This window comes from Kitasatospora sp. NPDC056651, from assembly GCF_042792155.1.
Lineage (GTDB): Bacteria > Actinomycetota > Actinomycetes > Streptomycetales > Streptomycetaceae > Kitasatospora.
Genome location: NZ_JBHTWX010000018.1, coordinates 67,082 through 94,061 on the forward strand (window position 1 = coordinate 67,082; position 26,980 = coordinate 94,061).

The following is a 26,980-nucleotide window of genomic DNA, read 5'->3' on the forward strand; positions in this document are numbered from 1 at the left end:
TGACGGAAGGTCAGTTGACGCTGTAGGTGGCCGGTGGCAGCCACTCCGGCCCCACCAGCCGCTGTTCCAGCGCGTTCGGCGTGATCCGGATGCCGACCGTCCCGGCCAGCCCGACCCGGAACCGGCTGCGGGCCAGTGCGATCAGCGCCGTCAGGCCGTACTTGTTGATCAGCGAGGTGCGGTAGCGCGCGGTGTCGTCGGCGCCGCAGAGCCGGGCCCGGGCCGGGACCGCGCGGCCAGTGGGGCGCCCGTGGGCGTCGCAGGGGCCGATCAGCACCCGCGGGTGGCGGCGGATCCGTTCGGCCTCGCCGGAGTGGGCCGGGGTCCAGACCCCGAGGGCGGTGCCGTCCGGCACCACCCACAGCTGGGACTCGGTCCGGCTGCCGTCCTCGCCGAAGGTGGTGAGCAGGAGGTATCTGCTGTCGGCGAGCCGGTCGGTTCGGTGGTGCACCTGTCCTCCCTGTGCCGTCGGGGGGTGCGGGTCAGCGCCCGTGGCCCTCGGTGATCTCGCGGAACTCCTCGGCGGTGGGCTTGGGGATCCGGGCGCCCTCGCCGTGGAAACCGCGGGAGAGCCGGGTCCGGGTGCGGGTGAGCACCCCCGCCGGGCGGGCCACTCCATTCTCGTCCACCGGGGCGGGCAGTTCGAGGGGGCGGGGCTGTTCGTGCGCCGTGAGCCGGTGCAGTTCCGCGGGCGAGAGCCGGGCGTGCGCCTCGGTGAACTCGCCGTGCGGCAGGCGCTTGACGACGCCGGTTTCGCGCCCGTGCAGCACCTTGTCCCGGTCCCGGCGCTGGAGGCCCAGGCACCAGCGCTTGGTGACGGCGAAGACGATCACCGGGACGGCGAAGAAGCCGGCGCGGGCGGCGTAGGTGATGGCGTTGAGTGACAGGTGCAGATGGGTGGCGATCAGGTCGTTGCCGCCGGCCACGAGTGCCACCAGGTACAGGCTGATCCAGGCGGCGCCGAGGGCGGTGCGCACGGGCGCGTTGCGCGGCCGGTCGAGCAGGTGGTGCTCCCGCTTGTCGTCGGTCACCCAGTTCTCCACGAACGGGTAGACGGCGATGGCGCCCAGTACCAGTGGGAACAGTGCGAACGGGATGAGCACCCCGAGGTTGAGGGTGTGGCCCCACAGCCCGACCTCCCAGCCGGGCATGATCCGGATCAGGCCCTCGGCGAAGCCCATGTACCAGTCCGGCTGGGCGTCGGTGGAGACCTGGTCCGGGCGGTACGGGCCGTACGCCCAGATCGGGTTGACGGTCGCGATCGCCGAGATGGCGGCGATGATGCCGAACACCAGGAAGAAGAACCCGCCGGCCTTGGCCGTGTAGACCGGCATCAGCGGCATGCCGACGACGTTCTTCTCGGTCCTGCCCGGGCCCGCCCACTGGGTGTGCTTGTGGTGGAAGACCAGGATCAGGTGCGCCACCAGCAGGCCGAGCATGATGCCCGGGATCAGCAGCACGTGGATGGTGAAGAACCGCGGCACGATGTCGTGGCCGGGGAACTCGCCCCCGAACAGGAACATCTGGACGTACGTGCCGACCAGTGGGACGGCGAGGATCGAGCCCTCGATGAACCGGATGCCGGTGCCGGAGAGCAGGTCGTCCGGCAGCGAGTAGCCGAAGAAGCCGTCCAGCATGCCGAGGAAGAGCAGCAGGAAGCCGAAGACCCAGTTGATCTCGCGCGGCTTGCGGAAGGCGCCGGTGAAGAACACCCGCATCATGTGGACGAACATGGCCGCGACGAAGACGATCGCCGCCCAGTGGTGGATCTGCCGGATCAGCAGGCCGCCGCGCACCTCGAAGCTGATGTCCACGGTGGAGGCGTAGGCCTCCGACATCGGGACGCCCCTGAGCGGTACGTAGGAGCCGGCGTAGACGACCTCGCCCATGCTGGGCTTGAAGAACAGCGTCAGCCAGACACCGGTCAGGATGATGATCAGGAAGGTGTAGAGGCAGATCTCGCCCAGCATGAAGGACCAGTGGTCCGGGAAGATCTTCCGCAGGTTCGCCCTGGCCAGGGTGTAGATCCCCAGCCGGCCGTCCGCCCAGTCGGCGGCCCGCTGCCCCCGCCCTGGGCTCTGATTCCGGGTCATGTGCACGCACCTCGGTCCGAAGGAAACGGGGAGGAGTCCCCGATTCGAGCTGGGGCCACCATAATCGGGGACCAGTCCCCACTTCTACCCGGGGGGCCTTCTCCGCGGAGCCCGGGCCGGAAACGGCGAGCGGCCCGCCCGGTGTCGTGGAAGACACCGGACGGGCCGCCTGCGCACCCGAGTGGACAGGACCCCCTGGGGTCAGTGCGCCATCACCGGCACCTCGTTCGTCGCCTCCGAGCCCGTCGCCGAGCCGGTCGCGGCGCCGGGCCGGCCGGCGTTGACGAAGGTGAAGGCGACCACGGCCGCCGCCGCCAGGATGCCGAAGGACACCCAGATAGCGGTCGAGAAGCCGTGCACCATGCCCTGGAACTGGATCGCCCGGGCGGCCTCGGGGGAGGTGGCCGAGGCGATCGCGTGCGAGGCCAGCCAGCTGGTGGTCGCGCTGGCCGCGATGGTGTTCAGCAGCGCGGTGCCGATGGCGCCGCCGACCTGCTGCGAGGTGTTGACCATGGCCGAGGCCACACCCGCGTCACGCGGCTGGACGCCGTGCGTGGCGAGGCTCATGGCCGGCATGAACGCGGTGCCCATGCCGAGGCCCATCAGGACCAGGCCGGGCAGGATCAGCGCCGGGTAGGAGGTGTCCACGCCGATGTGGGCCAGCAGGAACATGCCGGCCGAGGCGACCAGGAAGCCGGGGGCCATCAGGTACCGGGCCGGGACCCGGGTCATCAGCCGGGCACCGATCTGGGTCGAGCCGGTGATCATGCCCGCCACCATCGGCAGGAAGGCGACACCGGTCAGCACCGGGCTGTAGTCGAGCACGATCTGCAGGTAGTAGGTCAGGAAGAGGAACAGACCGAACATGCCGATCACGGCCATGCCCAGCGACAGGTACACCCCGCCGCGGTTGCGGTCGAGCACCACGCGCAGCGGCAGCAGCGGGGCCTTGACGAAGGACTCCACCGCCACGAAGGCGGCCAGCAGCACGGCGGCCGCGACGAACAGCCCGATGGTGGTGCCGGACGACCAGCCGTCCGACTCGGCGCGGGTGAAGCCGTACACCAGCGAGACCAGGCCGACGGTCACCAGCAGCACGCCGGGGACGTCCAGCTTGTTGCGGTTGCGGCCCTCGGCGGGCTCGCGGATCACCAGCACCGCGCCGGCGGCGGCCACGATGGCGAACGGGATGTTGACGAAGAACGTCCAGCGCCAGTTCATGTACTCGGTGAGCAGGCCGCCGAGGATCAGACCGATGGCGCCACCGCCACCGGCGATCGCGCCGTAGATGCCGAAGGCCTTGGCACGCTCCTTGGCCTCGGTGAAGGTCACGGCGAGCAGCGACAGCGCGGCCGGCGCGAGCAGCGCGCCGAACACGCCCTGGAGCGCGCGGGCGCCGAGCAGCATCGTGGTGTTGGCCGCGGCGCCGCCGAGCGCGGAGGCGAGGGCGAAGCCGGTCAGACCGACGACGAAGGCCCGCTTGCGGCCCCAGAGGTCCGCGATCCGGCCGCCGAACAGCAGCAGGCCGCCGAAGGCCAGCGCGTAGGCGGTGATCACCCACTGGCGGTTGCCGTCGGAGATGCCCAGGTCCCGCTGTGCGGAGGGCAGGGCGATGTTCACGATGGTCGCGTCGAGCACGACCATCAGCTGGGCGAGGCCGATGAATATCAGCGTCTTCCAGCGCCGGGGATCGGGCAGCGTCGCCGGTCGGGCGTCGGTTTGAGACATGGGGGTACTCACTTCACGGTGCGTGTGGGCGTGCGCGAACGGTCGACCGCCGTACGGGAACGGCAGGTCGCCGTACGGGCGGGCGTGGTGGAGAACGGCGTGCGGGGGCGCGGCACTGCGCCGTCCGGCGGCCGGTGTCGGTGGTCGGTGCTGGTGGGTCGGTCAGTTCTTGTTCTGGAAGTCCTCGAAGGTCGCGGCCCGGCCGGGCAGCGCCGAAGGCGCCGGCGCGCGCAGGCCGTCCAGGAAGATCTGCAGGTGCCGGTGGACGAACTCGTCGAGCAGTCCGCAGGAGGTGTTCGGCAGCGGGCGGGTCAGCTGGCTCATCGCGATGAACAGGTCGCCGTGGTCGACGTCCGGCCGCAGCTCGCCCGCGGCCCGGGCGCGCTCCATCAGCCCGCCCACGGCGGACTGGAGACGCTCCCGGACTTCGGTGAACTCCGGGTCGTGCGGGTCGAGATGGCTGCTGAACAGGGTGCAGAGGCCGCCGACCTTCTCCTCGACGGACGCGTGCGCGAACCGCTGGAGGGCGTCGAACGGGCCGTCTCCGCCAGGAGTGTCCGCCTCGGCCATCGCCAGCTCGGCACGGGCCAGGATGCGGTTCTTGACGAGCAGCACCACCTCGCGGATCAGCGCCACCCGGTCCGGGAAGTTCCGGTACAGCGTGGCATTGCCGACCCCGGCCCGCTTCGCGATCTCGTCCAGCGGCACGTCCGCGCCGAACTCGACGAACGCGTCCCGGGCCGCCAGTACGATCCGCTCCCGGTTGCGGCTCGCATCCGCACGCAACTTCGGCGTACGGACGCTCCCCGCGGGACGGACCGGCTCGGTGGCGGTGGTCACGACGACTGCTCCTCATCAGGATACGGGGAACTTCTCCCCGGTTCTTCCAACCTACTCGGAAACGGGGAATCCGTCCCCGGAATTTCCGGCATGGATGTGACCTGCGTCACATCGAGGGTTGGGGCGTTCGGCTCGGCCGTCGTCGGAGCCAGATGGCCCGTGGCCACTCGCTGGGGACCTCGTTGACCCGGAGGGTGTCCAGGCGAAGAAGGAACCGTCGTGCGCTGATCCCGGGCACGGCTTCCCCGAGGCGGCGCGGGTGGCCGCCTAGGCTGTGGGCGTCCCGGGCGGCCGGTGGGCCGTCGGAGCCGGGAGGGGCCCGGCGGTCGGGTAGGCAAGAGGAGGTTCGCGATGGGCAGCGGTGAGACGGTCGCCAGGGTGCGCTGTGTGGCGGCCGTGCCGTGCTGGGTGAGCCTGATGGCCCGGGACCTGGAGAACGCCGAGGAGTTCTACGGGCCTCTGCTCGGCTGGGAGTTCGAGCCCGGCCCGGACCGCTTCGGACCGTACGTGCACGCGGTGACCGGCGGCGAGGCGGTGGCCGGGCTGGGTGTCGCCGGGTTCGGCGCGGTCCCGCTCGCGTGGACCGGCTACTTCGGGACGGAGAGTGCCGACGCCGCCGCCGACGCGGTGCGTGAGCGCGGCGCGACGCTGGCGGTCGGCCCGCTGGCCCTCGACGCCGGCCGGGTGGCCTTCGCGGCGGACCCGGCGGGCGCGGTGTTCGGCATCTGGGAGGGCCCGCTGGGCCGGGCCCGCAGGCTGGACCTGCCCGGGGCGCCGGTCTGGATCGAGCTGCGCACCCCGGACCCGTTCGCGGCGGCGCTGTTCTACGGCGAGGTGTTCCGCTGGGACGGCCGCGACCCGGAGCGCTTCGACGTCCGCTGGGAGCACGACCGGGTGGTGCTGCGCGCCGAGGGCCACAGCGTCGCGGCGCTGGCCAAGGAGCAGGCGGGCGACCCGGCCGGGATGCCACCGCACTGGGAGGTGTCCTTCGCCGTCCCGGACGCGGACCGGGCGGTGGTCCGGGCCGAGGAACTCGGCGGCGGGGCGCTCGGACCGGCCTTCGACTCCCCGTACGGGCGGGTGGCCCGGCTGCGGGACCGCGAGGGTGCCCGGTTCGCGGTGATCAGCTCGAAGGGCTGAGTTCGAAGCTGAGCTCGAAGGACTGAGCCTGCGGTGCTCGGCCCGCGGAGCCGAGCCCGGTGCGTCGAGTCCGCGTCGCCGCGTCCGGAGCGCCGATCACTCCGGGGCGTCGAGTTCCGCCCGCTCCGCCCGCAGCCGCTCGCCCAGCGCGGCCCGCGCGGCCGCGGGCAGGGCCTTGCGGGCGGCCGGGAACAGCTGCTTCTCCTCGCCGCGCAGGTGCCGCCGCAGGGTTGCGGCGAGGCCGCCCAGCAGGGTGTCGAAGGCCGGGTCGCCCGGCGCGAGCCCCTGGAGGTCGGAGAGGTACTGCCCGATCGCCAGGTGGTCGTGGATGCTGCCGAACACCAGCGCCCCGCCGTCGGGCACGTCGTGCTGCACCAGCGGGAAGAGGTGCTCCTCCTCGTCGGCGCAGTGGGTGAAGAGCAGGTCGGTCAGCCGGGACACCAGCTCGCCGCGTTCGGGGTCGCCGGGCGGTGCCGCCTCGATCCGGTCGAGCAGCTCGACGGCCGCCCGGTGGTCGGCGGTGAACTCGCCGAGGATGTCCGGCTTGCGGCTCATGGCCGGTCCGCCTCTCGCAGGGAAGACTGCCCCCGCCGCCTTCCAGTATCCGGCGTCGGGCCGGCCGCCCGGGGAGCGTGCCCGGTCCGCGAGCAGCGCTCCGTCCGTGAGGCGTGCCCCGTCCGCGAGGCGTGCCCAGCCCGGCACGTGCGCCCCCGTCCGGGAAGTGCGCCCGGGGTGCACGCCGGTCACCCGCCGTCCCGCCGCCCGGCGAGGGCGAGCAGCCGGGTCTGCGGGCCGGCGTCCGCGGCCACCGGCAGCGGGGGGTCGAAGAGCCCGCTGCCGGAGAGGTCCCCGTACCCCGCGAACCGGCCGAGCGCGAACTCGACGAGTTCGTCCGGGAGCCGGGTGAGCCGTCCGGTGCCCTCGGCGAGGTCCCAGGAGTGGATCACCAGGTCGGTGGTGAGCTGGTCCAGGTAGTACCGGCCCGAGGTGTCCCCGAAGGAGAGGTGGACGGTCAGCTCGGTGGCACCCGGCACGGCCCAGGCCTTCCGGGCGGCTTCGGCGGCCTCGGTCCAGGCGGCGACCGGGTCGTCGCCGAGCACGTCGCCGTCGAAGCGCCCGCCGACCTCGCCGACGGTGGCGCCCATCAGCAGCTCGGGCACCCAGAGCTGTTCGCCGGTGAGGTGGTTGACCAGGTCGCGGACGGACCAGTCGGCGCACGGGGTGGGGGAGTCCCACTGGTCGGGGGTGACCAGCCGGACGCGCTCGCCGAAGGCGGTCAGCGCCTCGGGGTACGGGGTGCCGGTCCGTGGCGCCGCCGGGTGTTGCCTGTGTTGGGCCATGCCTCCACCCTCCCCGCCGCGCGCGGGGCCCGCGAGTCGCCGATGGACCGTCAGTTGTTCAAATTCGAACTTCGCGGTACGGTCGGGAGAGCGGCAGGTTCAAATTTGAACAATGGCCCCGGGTGACGATCCGCGCCGGCCGCATCACCACACCCCTTGCACGCGTCCGGCCCGTGCCGGACGACGACCGAACCCCGATCGATGGAGACGCGCATGCCGAGCAGCAGCCCGAGCACGACCGCCGCCACCACCACCGTCAGCCCGGCCCGGGACACCTCCGGGCCCGCGACGACCTCCCCGCACGCCTATGACGCCGGACTCCTGCTCCTGCGCTTGGTCCTCGGCCTGACGATGGCCGCGCACGGCAGCCAGAAGCTGTTCGGCTGGTTCGGTGGCGGCGGGATCGACGGCACCGGTCAGTTCTTCACCATGAGCGGCTACCCGGCCGGCCACGCCATGGCCGTGGTCGCCGGACTCACCGAGACGCTGGGCGGACTCGCCCTCGCCGTGGGCCTGCTGACCCCGCTGGCGGGTGCGGCGATCGTCGGCACGATGGTCAACGCGGTGGCCGTCACCTGGGGCGGCGGCTTCTTCGCCCCGAAGGGCAGCGAGTACGAGCTGCTGCTGACGGCCGGTGCGGCCGCGCTCGCCCTGACCGGCCCCGGCCGTTACGCCGTGGACCGCTTCCTCCCGGTGGTGCGGGCGCACCGCCTGGCGTACGGCGTGGCCGCCGTCGTGGTCGGCCTGGTGACGGCGGGCGTGATCCTGCTGCTCCGCAAGTAGCAGTCCTCGCGATGAGGCCCAACCGTCCGTATCGGCGGGGGTCTTGAGGATCGGCCGAGGAATCGGCCCGGAGGCCGTGGTGGCGAACCGTCACCACGGCCTCCTTGCGTTTCCCCCGCAATCCGCGCACAGCGCCCAGGGTTCCCAAGGCCATGTGAGATGTGCCATGGTACATGTCACACCCCCCACCGTGTTCACGGCGGACCCGCCCCACGCGGCGCCGCCGCCAACGGTCCTCGACACCCCCACCGGCCGCGCCCCAACTCGCGGCCGACGACGGCCCGGAGGCCCCCACGTGAGCCCTTCCCGTCTGCCGCGATTCCCGCGGCCGGCAAGCTTGTTGACGTTGCTGCTGTCCCTGTTCCTGGCGGTCGGACTGTTCGCCCCGCAGAGCCAGGCCGCGCCCGCCGCTCCCGGCGGCGCCCCCGCCGCCGGCACCCCGGCCGGGCCGGCCCCGCAGCCCGCCACCGGCGCACCCCAACCCGCCGACGGCGAGCGGCAGTCGGCGTCGGCCGACCGGCGCTCCCCGCTGCCGCTCGACACCCGGCCGGCCGAGGTGCGGCGGCCCACCACACCCAACGGCCTCGCCGCGACCGCCCAACAGGCCTGCAGCACCGGTGACTTCACCGGCCGGACCGGAAGCGACCTGGTCCAGCACGTCAAGGCGGCCGACATCTCCTGCATCAACAGCCTGTTCCAGCTCACCGGCGGCGACGCGCGGGGCGCGTTCCGCGAGGAGCAGATGACCACGGTGGCCTACGCGCTGCGCGACGCGGCGGGCAGCTACCCGGGCGACGACTCCACCTCCGTCGAGCAGTTGGTGCTGTTCCTGCGCGCCGGCTACTACGCGCAGTGGTACCACCCGGGTGACGTCGGCACGTACGGCACCGCCCTCCAGACCGCGATCCGCTCCGGGCTGGACGCGTTCTTCGGCAGCACCCACTCGCGCGACGTCAGCCAGGGCAACGCGCCCATCCTGGGCGAGGCCGTCACCCTGGTCGACAGCGCGCAGGAGAACATTCGCTACCTGCCGGTGGTCAAGCGGCTGCTGACCGACTACACCGGCTCCACCTGGAACCCGGCCGGCATGGCCTGGGGCCTCAACCCGGTGTTCACCGTGCTGTTCCGCGGCCACCAGGTCCCCGGCTTCGACGCGGCCGTCGAGGCCGACCCGAGCGTGCTGGACGCGCTGTCGGGCTTCGCCGCCCGCAACAACGACCTGCTCGGCGGCGACTACGGGGTGCTGGTCTACAACGGGGCCAAGGAGCTGACCCGCTTCCTGAAGGACACCGCGCTCCAGGCCAAGGTCCGTCCGCTGGCCAAGGCGCTGGTCGACACGTCGGCACCGAACGGGCGCACCGTCTTCCAGTGGGCCGCGGTCGCCGAGGCGGTCGGCTACTACGACGCCGCCAACTGCTCCTACTACGGCACCTGCAACGCCCCCGACCGGCTCAAGGCGGGCGTGCTGACCGTGAACTACACCTGTAGCCCGAGCATCAAGCTGATCGCCCAGGCGCTGGACACCACCCAGCTGGGCACCGCCTGCACCAGCCTGACCGGCCAGGACGCGTTCTTCCACTCGGTGGTCCGGGACAACGGCCCGGTCAAGGACGACCTGAACAGCACGATCGAGGTCGTGGTCTTCCACTCCTCGCTCGACTACCAGGTGCTGGCCGCCGCGATCTACGGCATCGACACCAACAACGGCGGCATGTACCTGGAGGGCAAGCCCGCCACGGTCGGCAACCAGCCGCGCTTCCTCTGCTACGAGGCCGAGTGGGTCCGCCCCGCCTTCCAGATCTGGAACCTCAACCACGAGTACACCCACTACCTCGACGGCCGGTTCGACATGTACGGCGACTTCGACGCCGGCATGACCACCCCGACCGTCTGGTGGGTCGAGGGCTTCGCCGAGTACGTCTCCTACTCCTACCGCAAGGTGGCCGACGACGGCGCCATCGCGGTGGCCGGGCAGCACACCTACAAGCTGAGCGACCTCTTCGACACCGGCTACGGCGACCAGGACCGGGTCTACCGTTGGGGCTACCTCGCCGTCCGCTACATGCTGGAGCAGCACCGCTCCGACGTGGACGCCGTCCTCGCCAAGTACCGGACGGGGGACTGGGCGGGCGCCCGCACCCTGCTGAAGACCACCATCGGCACCCGCTACGACGCCGACTTCGACAGCTGGCTGACCGCGTGCGCGAACGGCGCCTGCGCCACTACCCCGACCCTGCCGCAGGTGCCCGAGTGCGCCGCCGCCGACACCCGGCGGCTGGACGCCGGCTGCGCCCGCAGCAACGTCGCGGCCACCACGGGCAACTATGCGCACTTCTACCTCCTGGTGCCGGCCGGCACCAAGCAGGTGAAGGTCACCACCAGCGGCGGCACCGGCAACGGCGACCTCTACTACAACCCGACGAGCTGGGCGTACACCGGCAGCTACACCGCGCGCTCGGCGGGCCCGGACAACTCCGAGACGCTGACCGTCACCGACCCGCCGGCCGGCTACGTCTACTTCAGCCTCTACGCCCAGCAGGGCTTCAGCGGGGTGAGCGTCACGGCCACCATGTGAGCCGACCCGAACCGAACCGAACCGAGCCGACCCGAACCGAACCGCCGGGTGAGTCCGCCCGGCGAACGGACCGGTGACCGCCCCGGGCGGAGCGCTGCGGCGCCCCGCCCGGGGCGCGGTGTCGTCGTCCGGGGTGCCGTCGTCCAGGAGTGGGGCCGCCGTCCAGAGGTGTCCTACGCGCCGACCCGCACCAGCGCCAGGGTGATGTTGTCCGGCCCGCCGGCCTCGATGGCCGCCTTCCACAGCTCGAACGCCGCCTTGCCGTCCGAGCGGTCCGACCCCTCGTACGACCGTTCCAGCAGCCCGGCCAGCTCCTCCTCGGGCGCCGGGTCGGTCAGGCCGTCGCTGCACACCAGGTACCGGTCCCCGGCGGTCAGCGGCGCGGCCCGGACGTGCGGTTCGACGAAGGTGAGCCCGAGCGAGCCGCCCAGGGTCTGGGTGACCACCGAGGTGGTGCGCCGCCCGGGCGGCAGCGGCGGACTGTCGTCGACGCTCACCCGGCGCAGCCCGTCCCCGGTGATCCGGTAGACCCGGCTGTCGCCGACGTTGAAGGCCAGCGTCCGCTCGGGCAGCAGCACCAGCCCGGCGACGGTGGTGCCCATCGCGGCGAGTTCCGGCTCCTCGGCGGCCGCCGCGTAGACGGCCCGGTTGCACGCCTGGAGCTCCTCGCGGACGGCCTCCTCGCCGTCCAGGGCCCCTCCGGCGAGGGCGAGCCGACGGGCGACCAGGGCGCTGGCCACCTCGCCGCCGGGGTGGCCGCCCAGTCCGTCGGCCACCGCGACCACGCAGGGTGGACCGAGCGGGAAGAGCAGGGTCTGCGGGTTGGCGGTCACGGTGGCGCAGAGCGTCCACGGTCCGACCGTGAGGCTGTCCTCGTTGCGCTCCCGCACCAGGCCCTCGTGGCTCAGCGCGCTCACCGCGATGTACGGACCCATCGTCCGCCGCCCTTCCGGAGCCTTCCCTCGTCCGCCCCGCGCCTTCCCTTGCCTGCCCGCGCCTTCCATTGTCCCCGCAGGGAACGGGGGGCAGCCAGGGGGAATATCCACCCCTACCCGGATGCTAAAGTCGTTGAAAGTTTTACTACCTGGGATCTGGTGAGCAGCATGCAGTTCGGAATCTTCTCCGTCGGCGACGTGACGACCGACCCCACGACCGGCCGCACCCCGAGCGAGCACGAGCGGATCAAGGCCATGGTGGCCATCGCCCGCAAGGCCGAGGAGGTCGGCCTGGACGTCTTCGCCATGGGCGAGCACCACAACCCGCCGTTCGTCCCGTCCTCGCCGACGACCATGCTCGGCTACATCGCCGCGCAGACCGACCGCATCATCCTGTCCACCTCGACCACGCTGATCACCACCAACGACCCGGTGAAGATCGCCGAGGACTACGCGATGCTCCAGCACCTGGCCGAGGGCCGGGTGGACGTCATGATGGGCCGCGGCAACACCGGCCCGGTCTACCCGTGGTTCGGCAAGGACATCCGCCAGGGCATCCCGCTCGCGATCGAGAACTACGCGCTGCTGCGCCAGCTGTGGCGCGAGGAGGTCGTGGACTGGCAGGGCCGCTTCCGCACCCCGCTCCAGGGCTTCACCTCCACCCCGCGCCCGCTGGACGACGTCCCGCCGTTCGTCTGGCACGGCTCGATCCGCAGCCCGGAGATCGCCGAGCAGGCCGCCTACTACGGTGACGGCTTCTTCGCGAACAACATCTTCTGGCCCAAGGAGCACTTCCGGAAGCTGATCGAGCTCTACCGCGAGCGCTACGCCCACTACGGCCACGGCACGCCCGAGCAGGCGATCGTCGGCCTCGGCGGGCAGGTGTTCATGCGCAGGAACTCCCAGGACGCGGTGCGCGAGTTCCGCCCGTACTTCGACAACGCGCCGGTGTACGGCCACGGGCCCTCGCTGGAGGAGTTCACCGAGCAGACCCCGCTGACCGTGGGCAGCCCGCAGGAGGTCATCGAGAAGACCCTGACCTTCCGCGAGACCTTCGGCGACTACCAGCGCCAGCTGTTCCTGATGGACCACGCCGGCCTGCCGCTGAAGACGGTGCTGGAGCAGCTGGACCTGCTCGGCGAGGAGGTCGTGCCGGTGCTGCGCGAGGAGTTCGCCAAGGGTCGCCCGGCCGAGGTGCCGGACGGGCCGACCCACGCCGCGCTGGTCGCGGCCCGGGACGCCCACGAGAACGAGACGACGGAGGTGGCCGAGTGACCGCGTACAAGCTGGTGGTGGTGAGCGCCGGACTGAGCAAGCCGTCCTCGACGCGGCTGCTGGCAGACCGGCTCACCGAGTCGACCGTGCGCCGACTCGCCCAGGAGGGGCGGGAGGTGGACGTCACCGTGGTCGAACTGCGCGACCTGGCGGTGGAGATCGCCAACAACTTCGTCACCGGCTTCCCCGGCGCCGGGCTGCGCGCGGCGATCGAGGCGGTGTCGGAGGCGGACGCCCTGATCGCGGTGACGCCGGTCTTCAAGGCCTCGTACAGCGGTCTGTTCAAGTCCTTCTTCGACGTGATCGACGACGACGTGCTCACCGGCAAGCCGGTGCTGATCGCCGCCACCGGCGGCACGCCCCGGCACTCGCTGGTCCTGGACCACGCCGTGCGCCCGCTGTTCGGCTACCTGCGCGCGGTGGTGCCGCCGACCGGCGTCTACGCGGCCACCGACGACTGGGGCGCGGCGGGGGACGGGCGCACCGACGGCCTGCCGCGCCGGATCGACCGGGCGGCCGGCGAGCTGGCGGCCCTGCTGGCCGGGCGCGGCCCGGCGGGACCGGCGCTGCCCGAACAGGTGGTGCCGTTCGCCGAGCAGCTGGCGGCGCTGCGGGCCTGAGCCCGGACGGGAGAGCGGCGGCGAAGGGCCGGGACAGGGCCCACCGAGGGGCGGGTGCGCGGACAGGGCGCGCCCGCCCCTTCGGCGTGCCCGGTCAGGTCGTTCGGGACCGGCCCTCCCGGGCGTCGTGCGCCTGACACTCGCTCGGGCGGGCGCGCCGGATCAGCCGAACGGCCCGGTCGGAAACGGCCTGCGACAGGGCCGTTCGACTCAACCGGCGGGGCCGTTCGGCTGTGTGTCGAACGCGCCGAAACATCCCCTTTGCGGTGTAATCGTGCCCATGATCAGATTAGTACTGGTCCGCCCCCTCATCGGAAGCTCCGAGCCCGGTGCCCGCGATCCGTACCGCGAACGGCGGCGCCGGTGAACCTGCTGCGGGAGAACCCCGTCCTCGCACTGTTCGTCTGCCTCGCGCTCGGCTACCTGGTCGGCAAACTGCGCGTCGGGCCGATCCAACTCGGCGGGATCTGCGGCACGTTGATCGTCGCCATGCTGATCGGCAGCCGGCACGTCAGTGTCCACGCCGACGTCAAGAACGTCGCCTTCGCGCTGTTCATCTTCTCGCTCGGCTACATCGCCGGCCCCCAGTTCTTCGCCAACCTCAACGCCAAGGGCCTGCGCTTCGCGGTGCTCTGCGTGCTGGAGGCGGTGCTGGTCGTCGGGATGGCCTACGGCATCGGCAAGGCCTTCGACCTGGACGTCGGCACCGCGGCCGGCATCCTGGCCGGGGCGGCCACCGAGTCGGCCGTGGTCGGCACCGCGCAGGAGGCGATCTCCAACCTCCCGGGCATCGGCGCCGACCAGTCCGCTCAGTTGCAGAACCACGTGGCCGCCGCCTACTCGGTCTGCTACCTCTTCGGCCTGATCTCGATCGTGCTGCTGACCAGCCAGATCTTCCCGCTGCTCATGCGGATCAAGCTGCCCGACGCCTCCCGGGAGCTGTGGCAGCGGATGCGCGGCGGCGAGGGCACCCTGGCCGGCGACGAGCAGCCCGCCCTGCCCCAACTGGTCGGCCGCACCTACCTGGTCTCCCAAGGCGAGGGCTCGACCATCTCCCGGGTCGAGGAGATCCAGCCGAGCCTGGTCACCGTCGAGGGCGTCCGACGGGCCGGCCGCACCCTCCACCCCGAGCCGGACTTCCGGCTGCGCCGCGGTGACCTGGTGCTGCTGGTCGGCCGCCGCGAGGCGGTCATCGACACCGGCCACGAGCTGGGCCCGGAGACCTCCGGCGTGCCCGGCCTGGACAGTCCGCTGGTGGTCCGCGACGTCGTCCTCACCAACAAGGACTTCGTCGGCCGGACGGCGGGGCGGCTGGCCGAGGAGCAGCCCTCCTCGACCTCCGGGATCTACCTGACCGACATCCAGCGGGTCGACCAGCACCTGCCCGCCGTCCCCGACACCGAACTGCACCGCGGCGACACCGTGACCGTCACCGGCGCCCGGTCGGCCGTCGAACGGTTCGCCGCCAAGGCCGGCATCGGCATCCGCAAGGACGCCATCGACTACATCTACATCAGCCTCGGCATCTGCGTCGGCGTGCTGATCGGCCTGCTCACCGCGCACGTCGGGAACGCCGCGCTCTCGCTCGGCACCGGCGGCGGCTGCCTGGTCTCCGGCCTGGTCTTCGGCTGGTTCCGCGCCCAGCGACCCACCTTCGGCGCCTACCCGCCGGTCGCCGCGCAGACCGCCAAGGACCTCGGGCTCTCCGTCTTCATCGCGGTCACCGGCCTGGCCGCCGGCCCGGACGCGGCCGCGCTGCTGCGGGACCACCCGGTGCTGCTGCCGCTCTCCGGCATCCTGATGGTCACCGTCCCCGCGATGCTCTCGCTGTTCGTCGGCCGCAGGCTGCTGAAGATCGAGCCGCCGATCCTGGTCGGCGCCATCGCGGGCCAGCAGTGCAGCACCCCGGCGATCACCACCGTCACCAACGTCGCGCAGAGCAGCATCCCGATGCTGGGCTACACGATCACCTACACCATCTCGAACTTCCTGCTCCCGCTCACCGGTCCGATCCTGGTCGGATTGCTGGGGACCTGAATTGACGAACCGTCAGGCACGTCCACCGCCGCCGCCGGGTGACGAGAGGGGAGGGGCCCGTGGGCCGGATCACCGACCACGTCTTCAGGCCGTACCCGGAACCGCCGATCTTCCCGACCAAGGAGAGTTGAGGAACGCCATGACGAAGCCCACCGTCGGCCGAGAGGAGATCCGCCGACTGGCCCGGCTCAGCCCCTTCGAGCTGAAGGCCGAGTTCATCCGGCTCGCCGAGGCCTACCAGCGCGACGAGCCCGGGCAGAAGGGCAAGAGCGCGGCCCACATGCTCAACGCCGGCCGCGGCAACCCGAACTGGGTCTGCACCGGCCCCCGTGAGGCCTTCCTCGCTCTCGGCCACTTCTCGCTCGCGGAGAGCCGCCGGGTGTGGACCGCCGACGACCTCGGCGGCATGCCCGAGCGCTCCGGCATCGACGGCCGCTTCGACGCCTTCGTCCGCAGCCACCCCGAGCTGCCCGGCATCGAACTGCTCCGGCGCGGCGTCGAACTCGCCGTCGACCGCTTCGGGTTCGACCGCGAGGCCTTCCTCCACGAACTCGCCGACGCGAGCATCGGCGACAACTACCCGGTTCCCGACCGGATGCTGAAGCACGCCGAGCTGATCGTCCGCGGCTACCTCCAGGAGGAGCTGATGGACCGGCGGCCCCCGTCGCCGACACAGCCCGAACTGTTCGCCACCGAGGGCGGCACCGCCGCGATGTGCTACGTCTTCGACTCCCTGATGAAGAACGGCCTGCTGCACAAGGGTGACAAGATCGCCCTGATGGTGCCGGTGTTCACCCCGTACATCGAGATCCCCGAACTGGACACCTACGACTTCGACGTCGTCGAGATCGAGGCCGGCAAGCTGGTCGAGACCGGCGTGCGGGAGTGGCGCTACCCGGCCGAGGAGGTCGCCAAGCTGGCCGACCCCGAGATCAAGCTGCTCTGCCTGGTCAACCCCAGCAACCCGCCCTCGCTCGCGTTGTCCCGGCAGGTCACCGAGCAGATCAAGCAGATCGTGGCCACCGCCAACCCCGACCTGCTGATCGTCACCGACGACGTCTACGGCACCTTCGTGGACGGCTTCCGCAGCCTGGCCGCCGACCTGCCCCGCAACACCCTGCTGGTCTACTCGTACTCCAAGCACTACGGCGCCACCGGCCACCGCCTCGGCGTGATCGGCCTGGACCGGGACAACGTGATCGACGAACTGATCGCCGCCCTCCCGGCGGAACAGCGGGAGCGCCTCGCGAAGCGGTACGGCACGCTCAGCCTGGAACCCGAGAAGATCCGCTTCATCGACCGGCTGGTCGCCGACTCCCGGCAGGTCGCCCTCAACCACACCGCGGGGCTGAGCCTGCCGCAGCAGGTCCAGATGGTGCTCTTCTCGCTGTTCGCGCTGCTGCCCGAGGGCAAGGCGTACAAGGCCCGGGTGCGGGGCATCGTCCGCCGGCGGCTCGACCTGCTGATGGAGGGCTCCGGGATGAAGATCGCGGACGACCCCGGGCGGGCCGGCTACTACATCGAACTCGACCTGCTGGCCGAGGCCGAGCAGGTCGCGGGCAAGGACTTCGCGACCTTCCTGGAGAAGGACTACGAGCCCACCGAGCCGCTGTTCCGGCTCGCCGAGCAGACCGGCGTGGTGCTGCTCAACGGAGGCGGCTTCGACGGGCCCGAGTGGTCGGTCCGGGTCTCGCTCGCCAACCTCGACGACCTCGACTATCTGAAGATCGGGCACCACCTGAAGCAGATCTTCGACGACTACCGCGCCGAGTGGGAAGCCGCCCGGGCGTCCCGAGGAGCATCGTGACCATGAAACCCGAACAGTACGGCGTCTCAGCCTCGGCCTCGGCCTCCGCCTCCGTCCCTGCGTCCGACTCCGCTCCCGCCCCGCAGGCGGTGCTGTCACCGCTGACCAGCGCGGCGGTCTTCCTGGTGCTCACCGTCCGGCCGGGCGGCGAGGCCGCCGTCCGCGAGCTGCTGCCCGATCTCGCCGGGCTACGCCGCGCGGTCGGCTTCCGGGCCCCCGAAGGCGGCCTCACCTGCGTCACCGGGATCGGCTCCGACCTCTGGGACCGCCTGTTCGACGGCCCCCGGCCGGCCTCCCTGCACCCCTTCCAGGAGGTGGCCGGCGCCCGCCACCGGGCCCCGGCCACCCCGGGCGACCTGCTGCTGCACCTGCGGGCCGAACGGATGGACCTCTGCTTCGAACTCGCCACGCGGTTCCTCGACCGGCTCTCCGGGGCGGTCACGGTCGCCGACTCCGTCCAGGGCTTCGCGTACTTCGACGACCGGGACCTGCTCGGCTTCGTCGACGGCACCGAGAACCCGGAGGGCCGGGCCGCCGAGCGCGCGGCCCTGATCGGCGCCGAGGACCCGGAGTTCACCGGCGGCAGCTACGTCATCGTGCAGAAGTACCGGCACGACATGGACAAGTGGAACGCGCTGAGCGTCGAACAGCAGGAGGGGGCGGTCGGCCGCACCAAGCTCACCGACATCGAGCTCTCCGACGACGCCAAGCCCGCCGACTCGCACGTGGCGCTCACCGTGATCACCGGGCCGGACGGCGGGGAACGGAAGATCGTCCGCTTCAACATGCCGTACGCCACGTTCGGCTCCGCGGGCCGCGGCGGCGAGGCCGGCACCTACTTCATCGGCTACGCCGCCGACCCCGGGGTGACCGAGGAGATGCTGCGCAACATGTTCGTCGGCAGACCGCCCGGCACCACCGACCGGCTGCTCGACTTCTCCACCGCCGTCACCGGCTCGCTGTTCTTCGTACCGACCGCCGACTTCCTCGACGCCCCGCCCCCGTCGGCCGCGCCCTCCGACGCTCCGGCCGCCGCCTCCACCCCGGCCCCCGGCGACGGCTCGCTCGGCATCGGCAGCCTCAAACAGACCCCCTGAACAGGACCACGCCCATGAACAACCTCCACCGGGACCTCGCCCCGATCTCCGCCGCCGCGTGGGAGGAGATCGAGGAGGAAGCCCGCCAGACCTTCAGGCTCCACATCGCCGGCCGCCGGGTGGTCGACCTCAACGGCCCCGGGGGCGCCACCCTCGCCGCCGTCGGCACCGGCCACCTGACCGCCATCGACCCCCCGGCCGACGGGATCCAGGCCCGTGCCCGCACCGCCCAGCCGGTGGTCGAGCTGCGCGTCCCCTTCACCGTCCGCCGCGACGCGGTGGACGACGTCGAACGCGGCTCCCGGGACTCCGACTGGCAGCCCGTCAAGGACGCCGCCCGCCGCCTCGCCCTGGCCGAGGACCGCGCCGTGTTCGAGGGATACCGCGCCGCCGACGTCGAGGGCATCCGCGCCGCTTCCACCAACCCCCCGGTCCAGCTCCCCGACGACGTCCGCGAGTACCCGGAGGCGGTCAGCCGTGCCCTCACCGCCCTCCGCCTCGCGGGCGTCGGCGGCCCCTACTCGCTGCTGCTCGGCGCCGCGGCCTTCACCGCCGTCAACGAGACCAGCGACCACGGCCACCCGGTCCACAACCACCTCGCCCGCCTCCTCGACGGCGACATCATCTGGGCGCCGGCCATCGAGGGCGCCTACCTGCTGTCCACCCGCGGTGGCGACTTCGAGCTCTTCCTCGGCCAGGACGCCTCAGTGGGCTACCTCTCCCACGACGCCGAAACGATTCAGCTCTACCTTCAGGAGAGCCTGACTTTCCGGGTCTACACGGGAGAGGCAGCCGTTGTCCTACGCGGTTAGCACCAGATCGAGCTCGACGCGAGGATGTCGGCGGCTATGTGGACTACACAGATGAACGTGCTCATGGCGCACTTGCTTTCTGGTCCGATTCGGTCGGCAGGGGCCGCTTGTGGCGTAGAGACTCGCACAGCCGGGTGAGCAGGTTCAAATCTGCATCCGAATCTCGAACTCAGATTCGAAGAATGGCGATTCTATGAAGGATGTGATCCCACCTCGTCAATCGCTGATCGGATCCGTGCGACCTCGTCCGCGATGCCGACCTTCTCCGCCAAAGTGAGGGCCGCTGTCAGATGGGCGAGGGCGGCTGGCCGACTTCCGGTCACCACCTCGCAGCGGCCCAGGCCGCGCAGAGCGGCCGCCTGTTCGCGGGCGGTGCCGATGGAACGTGCCAGGTCCAGGGCGAGGGCGTGCTGCTCCCGGGCCTCCCTGCTCCGACCGGCGGCGAGCAGGGTCTGGCCGAGCCCGTTGCGGCCGTCAGCCTCGTGGCGGACGGCTCCGAATTCACGGAAAGTCGCCAGGGCGGACCGGTAGAGCGCGAGGGCGGTTTCGAGCTCGCCAGGGATTTCCAGTGTTTCCGCGAGGTTGGCGCGGGCTATGGACAGATCCAGTGGAGGAATGGCTTCGCCTGCGCTTTTCAGAATCCGTTCGAAGATCTCCCTTGCCGCTGAAGTTCGCCCGGCGCTGAGGTAGAGCTCCCCGAAATTGTTCAGGATTCGAAATTCGAGAGTCCGGTCGTCGAATCTCCGGGCCAGTGGCAATGCGATGTCGTAGACGGCGCGGGCCGATTCCTCGTCTCCCACCGACCGGTGCAGGATGCCAATGTTGACGAGGCAGCGAGTGGCGTTCCACTGGTCGCCCTGTTCCTCTCGAATGGCCAGTACTTCTTGCTGGATCGCAAGTGCCTCATGGAGTCGGGTCTGTTCCCAGCGCAGCCGTCCGAGCAGGTTGAGACTGTTCGCCGCCGCGTCCAGGTCGCCCTCAGCGCGGGCGAGGCCGAGCCCGCGCTCCAGGGCTGTGGCGGCTGGCTCGTAGCGGGAGGCGTTGGCGAGCGTCGCTCCCAGGTCGATCAGGGCCCGCGCCTCCTGCCGGTGGTTCGCCTGCGACCGCCAGTGGACTGCCGCCGCTCGGTGCATGTCCTGCGCCTCGCTCCAGTAGGCCTCGGCGTCCAGGTGGCCGGCCAGGACGTGGGCGAGCCAGGCACTCTGCTCGGCGAGTCCGACCCGGGGTGCGTGCGCGGCCAGCGCGATCAGGTTGGCGTGTTCGATATCCAGCCAAGTCCGCGCGTATTCCGGTGAGTTCATCTCGATGTCGCTCAACACATCTGCCAGATCGATGAGTTGTTGATCCCCTGGAAGTCGGGTTCTTGATCTATGGGGATAGAGCAGCCGGTCCGCGTGGTCGGCGGCATGCAGGGTGAAGCGGAGCAGCCGTTCGGTCGCGGCTTCCCGTTGGTCCTGTTCCACCTCCAAGGCCACCGCGAACTCGCGCAACAGATCGTGCAGTTGGTAGCGGTCGGGGGAGATCTCGATGATCAGATGGACGTTCAGCAGCGCCTCCAGCACCTCATCCGTTTTATCGAGTTTCCAGCCGAACAGAGCCGCCGCCGCGTGCACGCCGAAATCCGGTCCCGGATGGAGGCCCAGAAGCCGGAAGGCGGATCGCTGGCCGGCGGAGAGGCAGCGGTACGACAGCTCGAAGACCTGGGCGATGCTGCCCGAGTTGGTGCGGATCTCCGCGAGGCGGCCGCCTTCGCGGGAGAGCCGCCGGACGAGGTGGCCGAGGGTCCAGGACGGGCGACCCTTGAAGCGGCTGGCGATGATCTCGATCGCGAGAGGCAGGTAGGCGCAGCGTTCGACGATCTCGATGACGCTCTCGGTGTCCGTGGAGCGTTCGGGCCCCACCACGTCGGTGAACAGGGCCACCGCGTCGTCCACGGTCAGCACGCCCAGGAACACCGGACGGGCGCCGGGGAGTTCGGTCAGGCGCTGGCGGCTGGTGACGATCACCAGGGCGGTCGGCGCGGGCGGCAGCAGCGGGCGGACCTGGGCGGCGTTCGAGGCATCGTCGAGCACGACCACGGCGCGGCGCGAGGAGAGCGTCTCGGCGCACAGGGCGAACACCTCGTCGGCGTCGAGCGGGATGGTGGTGGCGGGCACGCCGAGGCGTCTGAGCAGCAGGGCGCCCGCGGCCTCTGACGTCAGCGGCGGCTGGTTGCCGACGTGGGCGCGGAGGTTGAGGTAGACGTAGCCGTCCGGGAAGTGCTCGCGCATCAGGTCGGCCGCGTGCAGGGCGAGGGTGGTCTTGCCGACCCCGGGCATGCCGAGGATCGCCGAGACGGTCACCACGCCCCCCTGGGCGAGCCGGGCGTCGGGGCCGGGCAGCACGCGCCGGAGGTCGCCCTCCCGGCCGATCAGCCGGTGCCGCCCGGGGACGTCCGCGGGCGGGGTGGCCGGTGGGTCGGGGGTCAGGGCGACCGTCGTCCGCTCGGCCGTTCCGGGGAACGGTTCGCCGCGCAGCATCAACTGGTGGAGCCGGGTGAGGGGCTCGCCGGGCGCGGTGGCGAAGTCGGCGTGGAGGAGGCGGGCGACGGTCGGGTAGACGGTCAGCGCGTCGGCCTGTCGGCCGACGGCGTAGAGCGCGGTCATCAGGTGGCCGGCGAGCCGTTCGTCGGTGGGGCGCTCCTCGTGCAGGGCGGTGAGTTCGGGGATCAGTTCGGCGAAGCGGCCGATGCGCAGGTCGATCTCGATCCGGCGCAGCGTGGTGATGAAGTGCTGGTCGGTCATGGCGGCGCGGGTGGTCTGGGCCCAGGTGCCGGGCAGGCCGGCCAGCGGTTCGCCGCACCACAGGCTCATGGCCCGGCTCAGGACGGTTCTGGCCTGGTGGTCCTGTCCGTTCTCGGCGAGTCGTCCGGCATTGTCGGAGAGGTCCAGATATCGGTGCCAGTCAATCAGCATGGGGTCTGCCTGCAGAGTGTACGCATGCGACTTTGTCTCGATCGTCGGCGCTTCCCGGAGGTCTTTCGCCCCGGCGGACCGGGTCGCCTGTCGCAGCAGTCCGCGCAGGTGGGAAACGTGACTGTAGAGGCTGGTCAACGCGCTGGGCGGGGGGTCTTCGCCCCACAGTCGGTATACGAGCGAGGTGTGGGAGAGAGGCCTTCCGGCCTCCAGGGCCAGAGCGGCCAGCAATTGCCGTCGCTTGTCGGACGGAATCGCCAACGGCTCTCCGTTCACCGACAGTTCAACTGAACCAAGGAGATGGAACTTCACGCGACGCCCCCCGCCGGTTGGCTACCAGCTTGCTGTGTCGCGGGTGAGCATCGCATGCGGCCGGGGCAACCGGCCATACCATTGCGGGGTTCCACTCCGGCGTCTCTGGGAATAAACTCGACATGACGATATGTCATGTGCTAGTGCCGAATCGATAATTCGCGCGAGGCCGGGGGGCCCAGTGACAGGATCGACCGTGCTCGGCGGGTGCCCGTGAACGACGTCAACCTGCCCTACGAAGTGGTGCGGAACTCGCTGGCCGGCGCGGCGACGGTCTCCGGCCCGGTGGTGCAGGCCGGCTCGATCCACGGCGGACTGCACCTGCACGGCCCTCCCAATCTGCCCACGCCGCGACAACTCCCGCCCTGTCCCCGCAGGTTGATCGGGCGGGAGGTCGAACTGGCCGAGCTCGACCGGTCGCTGAGCGACGATGTCACCGCAGCGGACGTCACCGTCGTGGTGACCGGCCCCGCCGGGGTCGGGAAGACGGCACTGGCCGCCCAGTGGCTGCGCGGTCAGGCCGGCCGCTTCCCGGACGGCCAGCTCTACGCCGACCTGCGCGGCTACGCGTCCGGCGGCCCCGCCGACCCCACCGAAGCCCTCGGTGGCTTCCTGCGGGCCTTCGGGATCTCGCCGGTGCCCGGGAGCCTGGCGGAGGGCGCCGCGCTCTGGCGCTCGCTGGCGGCGGAGCGGCGGATCGCGGTGCTGCTGGACAACGCCTCGACGGCCGCCCAAGTGCGGCCGCTGCTGCCCGGCTCGGACCACACGGTGGTCGTGGTGACCAGCCGCCGCCGGCTCACCGGACTGGGCATCGACGGGGCAGTGTTCCGGCCGCTGACCCCGCTCGCACCGGAGGCGTCCACCGAGATCCTGGCCGAGCGGGTCGGCAGACGGCGGGTGGTCGACGAGCACGAGGCCGCGGCCGAGGTGGTGGACGCCTGTGCCGGGCTCCCGCTGGCGATCTGCCTGGCGGCCGCCCGGATCGCGGCGCGCCCGGCACAGTCGCTCGCCGCGACTGCGGAGATACTCGGGCGCGGTACCGAGCGGCTGGCGGCGCTGAACGTGGAGGGCGAGACGGTGGAGGATCTGCTGGACGCCTCCTACGGAGTGCTGGCGCCGGACGCCGCCCGGCTCTACGGCCTGCTGGGCCTGCTGCCTTTCCCCGGGTTCACCTTGGAGAACGCCGCCGTCCTCGCGGACGTGGAACCGGCCGAGGCCGACCGGCTGTTGGACGCCCTGGCCGACGTACACCTGCTGGAGGAGACGGGGCCGGAGCGGTTCCGCTTCCACGACCTGGTCCGGCTGCACGCCCAGGCGCACGGACGGGAGCTTCGGGACGGCGAGGCCGGTCGTACCGCGCTCGACCGGGTCGTCGACTGGTACCTCGCCTCGACCACCGCTGCGGAGGCGGTCGTCTCGCCGAGCCACCGTACGCTCGCCCGTGACTACCAGGCCCGATCGCATCACCCGGCCCGGGTGTTCGCGGACGACGTACGGGCCCTGGACTGGCTCGACGAGGAACGCGACCGCCTCGCCGACGTGCTGCGCTGGTGCGAGGAGCTGGGCCGGCCCGCGGCCGCCTGGCAACTCGCCGACGCCATGTGGCCGTTGTTCCTCCGGCTCCGCCCGGCCCGGCTGTGGGTCGAGGCCCACCGGATCGGTCTGCGGGCCGCCCGGGCGGTCGGTGACCGCGCCGGCGAGCTGCGGATGCTCACCTCGGGCGGGAGCGGCCTGCGGAACGCGGGCGAGGGGGAGGAGGCGGCACGGTGGTTCACCGACGCCCTCGGACTCGCCCGCGAGACGGACCACCCGCTGGCCCAGGCGGACGCGCTGTACGGGCTCAGCCAGACCCACCGGATGGCCGGCCGACTGGACGAGGCCGCCGCGTGCCTGCGTCAGGTGGTGGAGCTCCGGGAGGCCGAGGACTACCTGCGAGGCTCGGCGCTGGCCCGGCTGGCGTACGGCGAGGTGCTGCTGCTCGCGGGGCGGCCGGCGGAGGCCGTCGCCCCCACCGAGCGGGCGCACCGCGAGTTGGCCTCGATCGACGACCACTACGAGGCGGCCCGCGCGATGGCCTTCCTGGGATTGGCGCACGGCATGCTCGGCGCCTACGACCTCGCCGACACCTGTCTGGAGGAGGCCCTCGCGGGCTTCCGGGCCCGGCTCTCGGTGCACTGGGAGGCACGGACGCTGGAGTTCGCGGGGCAGGTCGAGGAACGGCGCGGCCGTCCGGACGTCGCGCGTGCCCGCTTCGAACAGTCCTTGGCCCGCTACCAGGAGGCGCGTGCCACGGCCGAGGCGGCCAGACTGGCCGACCGCCTCGCCGCGTACACGGACGACTCCGTCGTCACCCCCCGTCCGGACGTACCGGAGGAATGACGAGGCCAGACCCCGGAACAGCGGCGCTGATCCGGCGGAGTTCGGTCAGCGCACGTCCGGCCGCCAGCCAGGCGTGCGCCAGCGAGCCGAGGACCGGCGGCGGGACGGGCCCACCGGCCGGGGCGGAGGCCCGCAGGACGAGCCGGTCCCCGTTCCGGGCGAGCACCACCACCGTTCCCGGACGGTGGACGGCCGTGGCCACCGCACACCCGGGATGGGCGGACAGCAGCTCCGCGAGCCGCGCGTGGACATCCGCCTCCGGGACCGGCCCGAGGTGGAGCACGTCGGCGTGCCGGCGCCAGCGGAGACCGCCGGGTTCGGTGAGGTCGAGCACGAGGTGCTCGTCCACGAACCCGGGGCCCGGCCACTCCTCCGAAGCCGTGGACGCAGAGCACGTGGCCAACAGCCCGTGGTGGACGCCAGGGCCGACTGTCACCAGAGCGTCGCACAGCGTGGTGGCCGAGCCGTCGCCTACCGCCGAGCCGACCGGCACCAGCCACGCCGTGTGCAGCGCCGCGCTCATCCGGCCCGCCGGGACCCGGCCGCCGCGATCGCGTCCAGCGGGTCGGGCAGCCGCAGCGGCTCCGGATCCGGGGTGTGGGCCGGCTGCCCCAACCCGAGGACGCGGTACAGGAGCCGGCGCGCGTTGCCGTCGAAGCGGCCCGGCTCGGAGCTCAGCCGGGCGGCGACGGCGGCGTACTCCTCCGGGCGGTACTGCTCGGCGGCGTACCCGAGTTGGTCGACAAGGGGGTGTCCGGGGGAGAGCGCCGGCGCGATGCGGGCGAGCTGCGCGGCCGGCGAGCGCGGGTTGACGTGGCGGTGCGGGTACTCGGCGAGCAGGACCGGAGCGCCGGTGATCGCACCGTACAGGGTGACCGAGCCGTGGTCCCCGATGACGAAGTCGGCGGCGACCAGCAGCGGTCGCCAGTCCACCTCCGGCGGGACGACCGTGACCGCCCCGCGGGCGGTGGCTCGCGCCCAGGAGTGCACCGCGAACGCGCTGTGCGCCGCCGCGATGTTGGGGTGGGTCAGCAGGACCGCCCGGTAGCCGTGCCGGGGCAGCTCCGAGGCCAGCCTGGGCAGCACCGCGTCGAGCCGGGTGAAGAGCGAGCCGTCGCCCCAGGTGGAGCAGACCAGGACCAGCTTCTCGTCCGGCCGCAGCCCCAGCGCGGCCCGGTGGCGCTCTCGGTGCGGCAGCGCGGCGGCGATCCGGTCGTAGCACGGGTCGCCGACCACCTTGGCTATCGGGACGGCCTCCGGGCAGCTGCGCCGGAGCTCGATCAGTTCCTCCTCGTGGGCGAGCGCGAAGGAGGTGGGGACGAGCCGCCCCTCCCAGTACAGGTACTCCGGGCCGAGGCCGATGGCCGTCCGCGCGCCGTCCGGGGCGCTGCGCCGGGACAGCTTGATGTTGCCTGCCCCGTGCGGCAGACGGACCACCGGGCCGTGCAGCTGCTCGATCCCCTGGGAGCCGGCGGCCAGCACGAGGTCGAACTCGCGTCGGATCGCCTGCTCCCAGGGCAGTACGCTGCCGCCCAGCGCGCGGAGGACGTCCGCGGCGCCCCTGTTGAACATGTGCGGTGCCACCGTGAACTGCACGTGGACCCGCAGGTCCGAGGCGAGCAGCGCGTAGAAGTCGTGCAGCCGCTTGGCGTACACCATCGTCTGGGCGACCACCAGGACCTCCTTGCGGTCCCGGAGCGTCTCCCACGGCCCGTTGTTGCTCCAGGCCGTGCTGCCGCGGTCCCCGTTCGTCGATGTGGTGTCCTGTTCCCCGTGCACCAAGGTCATCCTTCTCCCCCTCCTTGATCCCAGGTCGGGGCCGTCGACGGGCCCCGGGGTCGATGCTCCCTGAGCCGTCTGACGGATTCATTGGCGAGACCTGGCGGCGGCTTGCGGAAACCTTGTGTCCGCTTCACGCGTGTCGCCCGCCCCCGGTGACCGGGAAGGGTACTGAGTTCCTTTACGAGGGGTACTGAGTGCCGTATTCTCTCGGTGGAGCCTCTGACGCCAGTCGAAGAGAGCCGACACGGTATCCCGGTCCAGGTGGCGCTTGTGGTGCGCTCGTCGCGCCCGGGCTGGCTTGGCACTCAGTACCCCCGGCATGCCTGAGGCCATGGATCCAGTGCATCCGTTGCACCCGTGACAGGAGAACCGCTCATGAGCTTGAGGATCGTTGTCTGTGTGAAGTACGTGCCGGACGCGACGGGTGACCGTCGTTTCGCGGACGACCACACCACCGACCGGGAGGGTGTG

At 71.7% G+C, this 26,980-nt stretch carries 20 protein-coding genes and 1 pseudogene; 11 read left to right on the plus strand and 10 right to left on the minus strand.

What is annotated here, in order from left to right:
* Positions 1-10: 10 nt before the first annotated feature.
* The 4 genes from ACFRAR_RS10415 to ACFRAR_RS10430 form a co-directional block, all read right to left on the minus strand.
* Positions 11-451, minus strand: a complete 441-nt coding sequence (locus tag ACFRAR_RS10415) for a PPOX class F420-dependent oxidoreductase (RefSeq protein WP_380696936.1) — start codon at positions 449-451, stop codon at positions 11-13.
* A 31-nt stretch (positions 452-482) separates the two neighbouring features.
* Positions 483-2,093, minus strand: coding sequence for a cytochrome bc complex cytochrome b subunit (locus tag ACFRAR_RS10420; protein ID WP_380696938.1), 1,611 nt, complete (start codon positions 2,091-2,093; stop codon positions 483-485).
* A 201-nt stretch (positions 2,094-2,294) separates the two neighbouring features.
* Positions 2,295-3,821 carry an MFS transporter gene (locus ACFRAR_RS10425; RefSeq protein ID WP_380696940.1) on the minus strand — a complete coding sequence of 509 codons (1,527 nt, stop codon included), beginning with the start codon at positions 3,819-3,821 and terminating at the stop codon, positions 2,295-2,297.
* 162 nt (positions 3,822-3,983) lie between these two features.
* Positions 3,984-4,661, minus strand: coding sequence for a TetR/AcrR family transcriptional regulator (locus tag ACFRAR_RS10430; RefSeq protein WP_380696942.1), 678 nt, complete (start codon positions 4,659-4,661; stop codon positions 3,984-3,986).
* A 351-nt stretch (positions 4,662-5,012) separates the two neighbouring features.
* On the opposite strand from ACFRAR_RS10430, the gene ACFRAR_RS10435 reads away from it, so the two are divergent.
* The gene (locus ACFRAR_RS10435) at positions 5,013-5,801 is read left to right on the plus strand and encodes a VOC family protein (RefSeq protein WP_380696944.1); all 789 of its coding nucleotides are present in this window, start codon (positions 5,013-5,015) and stop codon (positions 5,799-5,801) included.
* Positions 5,802-5,897: 96 nt separating this feature from the next.
* On the opposite strand, the gene ACFRAR_RS10440 is transcribed toward ACFRAR_RS10435, so the two are convergent.
* Together ACFRAR_RS10440 and ACFRAR_RS10445 are read right to left on the minus strand one after the other, a co-directional pair.
* Positions 5,898-6,356 carry a hemerythrin domain-containing protein gene (locus ACFRAR_RS10440; RefSeq protein WP_380696946.1) on the minus strand — a complete coding sequence of 153 codons (459 nt, stop codon included), beginning with the start codon at positions 6,354-6,356 and terminating at the stop codon, positions 5,898-5,900.
* Between the two features lie 188 nt (positions 6,357-6,544).
* A complete protein-coding gene (locus ACFRAR_RS10445; RefSeq protein ID WP_380696948.1) occupies positions 6,545-7,141 on the minus strand; it encodes a TIGR03086 family metal-binding protein in 597 nt (198 codons plus the stop codon).
* Between the two features lie 213 nt (positions 7,142-7,354).
* Between ACFRAR_RS10445 and ACFRAR_RS10450 the strand changes: the two genes are divergently transcribed.
* Both ACFRAR_RS10450 and ACFRAR_RS10455 read left to right on the plus strand, forming a co-directional pair.
* Positions 7,355-7,924, plus strand: a complete 570-nt coding sequence (locus ACFRAR_RS10450; RefSeq protein WP_380696950.1) for a DoxX family protein — start codon at positions 7,355-7,357, stop codon at positions 7,922-7,924.
* Positions 7,925-8,270: 346 nt separating this feature from the next.
* Positions 8,271-10,499 carry a M9 family metallopeptidase gene (locus ACFRAR_RS10455; protein WP_380696952.1) on the plus strand — a complete coding sequence of 743 codons (2,229 nt, stop codon included), beginning with the start codon at positions 8,271-8,273 and terminating at the stop codon, positions 10,497-10,499.
* Between the two features lie 173 nt (positions 10,500-10,672).
* Here the strand turns inward: ACFRAR_RS10455 and ACFRAR_RS10460 are convergent, their stop codons facing one another.
* The gene (locus ACFRAR_RS10460) at positions 10,673-11,434 is read right to left on the minus strand and encodes a PP2C family protein-serine/threonine phosphatase (RefSeq protein WP_380696954.1); all 762 of its coding nucleotides are present in this window, start codon (positions 11,432-11,434) and stop codon (positions 10,673-10,675) included.
* Between the two features lie 168 nt (positions 11,435-11,602).
* Between ACFRAR_RS10460 and ACFRAR_RS10465 the strand changes: the two genes are divergently transcribed.
* The 6 genes from ACFRAR_RS10465 to ACFRAR_RS10490 all read left to right on the plus strand — a co-directional run bounded on the left by ACFRAR_RS10465 (position 11,603) and on the right by ACFRAR_RS10490 (position 19,082).
* Complete coding sequence (locus tag ACFRAR_RS10465) at positions 11,603-12,709, plus strand: LLM class flavin-dependent oxidoreductase (RefSeq protein WP_380696956.1); 1,107 nt, start codon at positions 11,603-11,605, stop codon at positions 12,707-12,709.
* Positions 12,706-13,329 carry an FMN reductase gene (locus tag ACFRAR_RS10470; RefSeq protein WP_380696958.1) on the plus strand — a complete coding sequence of 208 codons (624 nt, stop codon included), beginning with the start codon at positions 12,706-12,708 and terminating at the stop codon, positions 13,327-13,329. The genes ACFRAR_RS10465 and ACFRAR_RS10470 overlap by 4 nt, the downstream gene beginning before the upstream one ends.
* Positions 13,330-13,692: 363 nt before the next feature.
* Positions 13,693-15,366: an aspartate-alanine antiporter gene (gene aspT / locus ACFRAR_RS10475; RefSeq protein WP_380696960.1), complete on the plus strand. Its 1,674-nt coding sequence runs from the start codon at positions 13,693-13,695 to the stop codon at positions 15,364-15,366.
* Between the two features lie 139 nt (positions 15,367-15,505).
* Positions 15,506-17,173 carry a bifunctional aspartate transaminase/aspartate 4-decarboxylase gene (locus ACFRAR_RS10480; RefSeq protein ID WP_380696962.1) on the plus strand — a complete coding sequence of 556 codons (1,668 nt, stop codon included), beginning with the start codon at positions 15,506-15,508 and terminating at the stop codon, positions 17,171-17,173.
* A gap of 2 nt (positions 17,174-17,175) precedes the next feature.
* Positions 17,176-18,270: a Dyp-type peroxidase gene (locus tag ACFRAR_RS10485; RefSeq protein WP_380696964.1), complete on the plus strand. Its 1,095-nt coding sequence runs from the start codon at positions 17,176-17,178 to the stop codon at positions 18,268-18,270.
* 14 nt (positions 18,271-18,284) lie between these two features.
* Positions 18,285-19,082 carry a family 1 encapsulin nanocompartment shell protein gene (locus ACFRAR_RS10490; protein WP_380696966.1) on the plus strand — a complete coding sequence of 266 codons (798 nt, stop codon included), beginning with the start codon at positions 18,285-18,287 and terminating at the stop codon, positions 19,080-19,082.
* Between the two features lie 191 nt (positions 19,083-19,273).
* Here the strand turns inward: ACFRAR_RS10490 and ACFRAR_RS10495 are convergent, their stop codons facing one another.
* Positions 19,274-22,348 (minus strand): BTAD domain-containing putative transcriptional regulator, encoded by a 3,075-nt coding sequence (locus ACFRAR_RS10495; protein WP_380696968.1) that lies wholly within the window; start codon positions 22,346-22,348, stop codon positions 19,274-19,276.
* A 207-nt stretch (positions 22,349-22,555) separates the two neighbouring features.
* On the opposite strand from ACFRAR_RS10495, the gene ACFRAR_RS10500 reads away from it, so the two are divergent.
* Positions 22,556-24,727, plus strand: a complete 2,172-nt coding sequence (locus ACFRAR_RS10500) for a tetratricopeptide repeat protein (RefSeq protein WP_380696970.1) — start codon at positions 22,556-22,558, stop codon at positions 24,725-24,727.
* Here ACFRAR_RS10500 and ACFRAR_RS10505 read toward each other — a convergent pair.
* Together ACFRAR_RS10505 and ACFRAR_RS10510 are read right to left on the minus strand one after the other, a co-directional pair.
* The gene (locus ACFRAR_RS10505) at positions 24,696-25,250 is read right to left on the minus strand and encodes a hypothetical protein (protein ID WP_380696972.1); all 555 of its coding nucleotides are present in this window, start codon (positions 25,248-25,250) and stop codon (positions 24,696-24,698) included. The genes ACFRAR_RS10500 and ACFRAR_RS10505 overlap by 32 nt on opposite strands.
* On the minus strand, positions 25,247-26,515 hold the full coding sequence (locus ACFRAR_RS10510; protein WP_380696974.1) for a hypothetical protein: 1,269 nt from the start codon (positions 26,513-26,515) through the stop codon (positions 25,247-25,249). The genes ACFRAR_RS10505 and ACFRAR_RS10510 overlap by 4 nt, the downstream gene beginning before the upstream one ends.
* A 369-nt stretch (positions 26,516-26,884) precedes the next feature.
* Between ACFRAR_RS10510 and ACFRAR_RS10515 the strand changes: the two are divergent.
* A pseudogene (locus ACFRAR_RS10515) lies at positions 26,885-26,980 on the plus strand (electron transfer flavoprotein subunit beta); the annotation flags it as partial.

Bases quoted from the DNA above. Each gene is read 5' to 3' on its own strand.
- ACFRAR_RS10450 (WP_380696950.1), top strand. From the start codon at position 7,355: ATGCCGAGCAGCAGCCCGAGCACGACCGCCGCCACCACCACCGTCAGC.
- ACFRAR_RS10490 (WP_380696966.1), top strand. From the start codon at position 18,285: ATGAACAACCTCCACCGGGACCTCGCCCCGATCTCCGCCGCCGCGTGG.
- ACFRAR_RS10480 (WP_380696962.1), top strand. From the start codon at position 15,506: ATGACGAAGCCCACCGTCGGCCGAGAGGAGATCCGCCGACTGGCCCGG.
- ACFRAR_RS10510 (WP_380696974.1), bottom strand. From the start codon at position 26,515: ATGACCTTGGTGCACGGGGAACAGGACACCACATCGACGAACGGGGAC.
- ACFRAR_RS10485 (WP_380696964.1), top strand. From the start codon at position 17,176: ATGAAACCCGAACAGTACGGCGTCTCAGCCTCGGCCTCGGCCTCCGCC.
- ACFRAR_RS10460 (WP_380696954.1), bottom strand. From the start codon at position 11,434: ATGGGTCCGTACATCGCGGTGAGCGCGCTGAGCCACGAGGGCCTGGTG.
- ACFRAR_RS10435 (WP_380696944.1), top strand. From the start codon at position 5,013: ATGGGCAGCGGTGAGACGGTCGCCAGGGTGCGCTGTGTGGCGGCCGTG.
- ACFRAR_RS10445 (WP_380696948.1), bottom strand. From the start codon at position 7,141: ATGGCCCAACACAGGCAACACCCGGCGGCGCCACGGACCGGCACCCCG.
- ACFRAR_RS10420 (WP_380696938.1), bottom strand. From the start codon at position 2,093: ATGACCCGGAATCAGAGCCCAGGGCGGGGGCAGCGGGCCGCCGACTGG.
- ACFRAR_RS10440 (WP_380696946.1), bottom strand. From the start codon at position 6,356: ATGAGCCGCAAGCCGGACATCCTCGGCGAGTTCACCGCCGACCACCGG.
- ACFRAR_RS10505 (WP_380696972.1), bottom strand. From the start codon at position 25,250: ATGAGCGCGGCGCTGCACACGGCGTGGCTGGTGCCGGTCGGCTCGGCG.
- ACFRAR_RS10465 (WP_380696956.1), top strand. From the start codon at position 11,603: ATGCAGTTCGGAATCTTCTCCGTCGGCGACGTGACGACCGACCCCACG.
- ACFRAR_RS10425 (WP_380696940.1), bottom strand. From the start codon at position 3,821: ATGTCTCAAACCGACGCCCGACCGGCGACGCTGCCCGATCCCCGGCGC.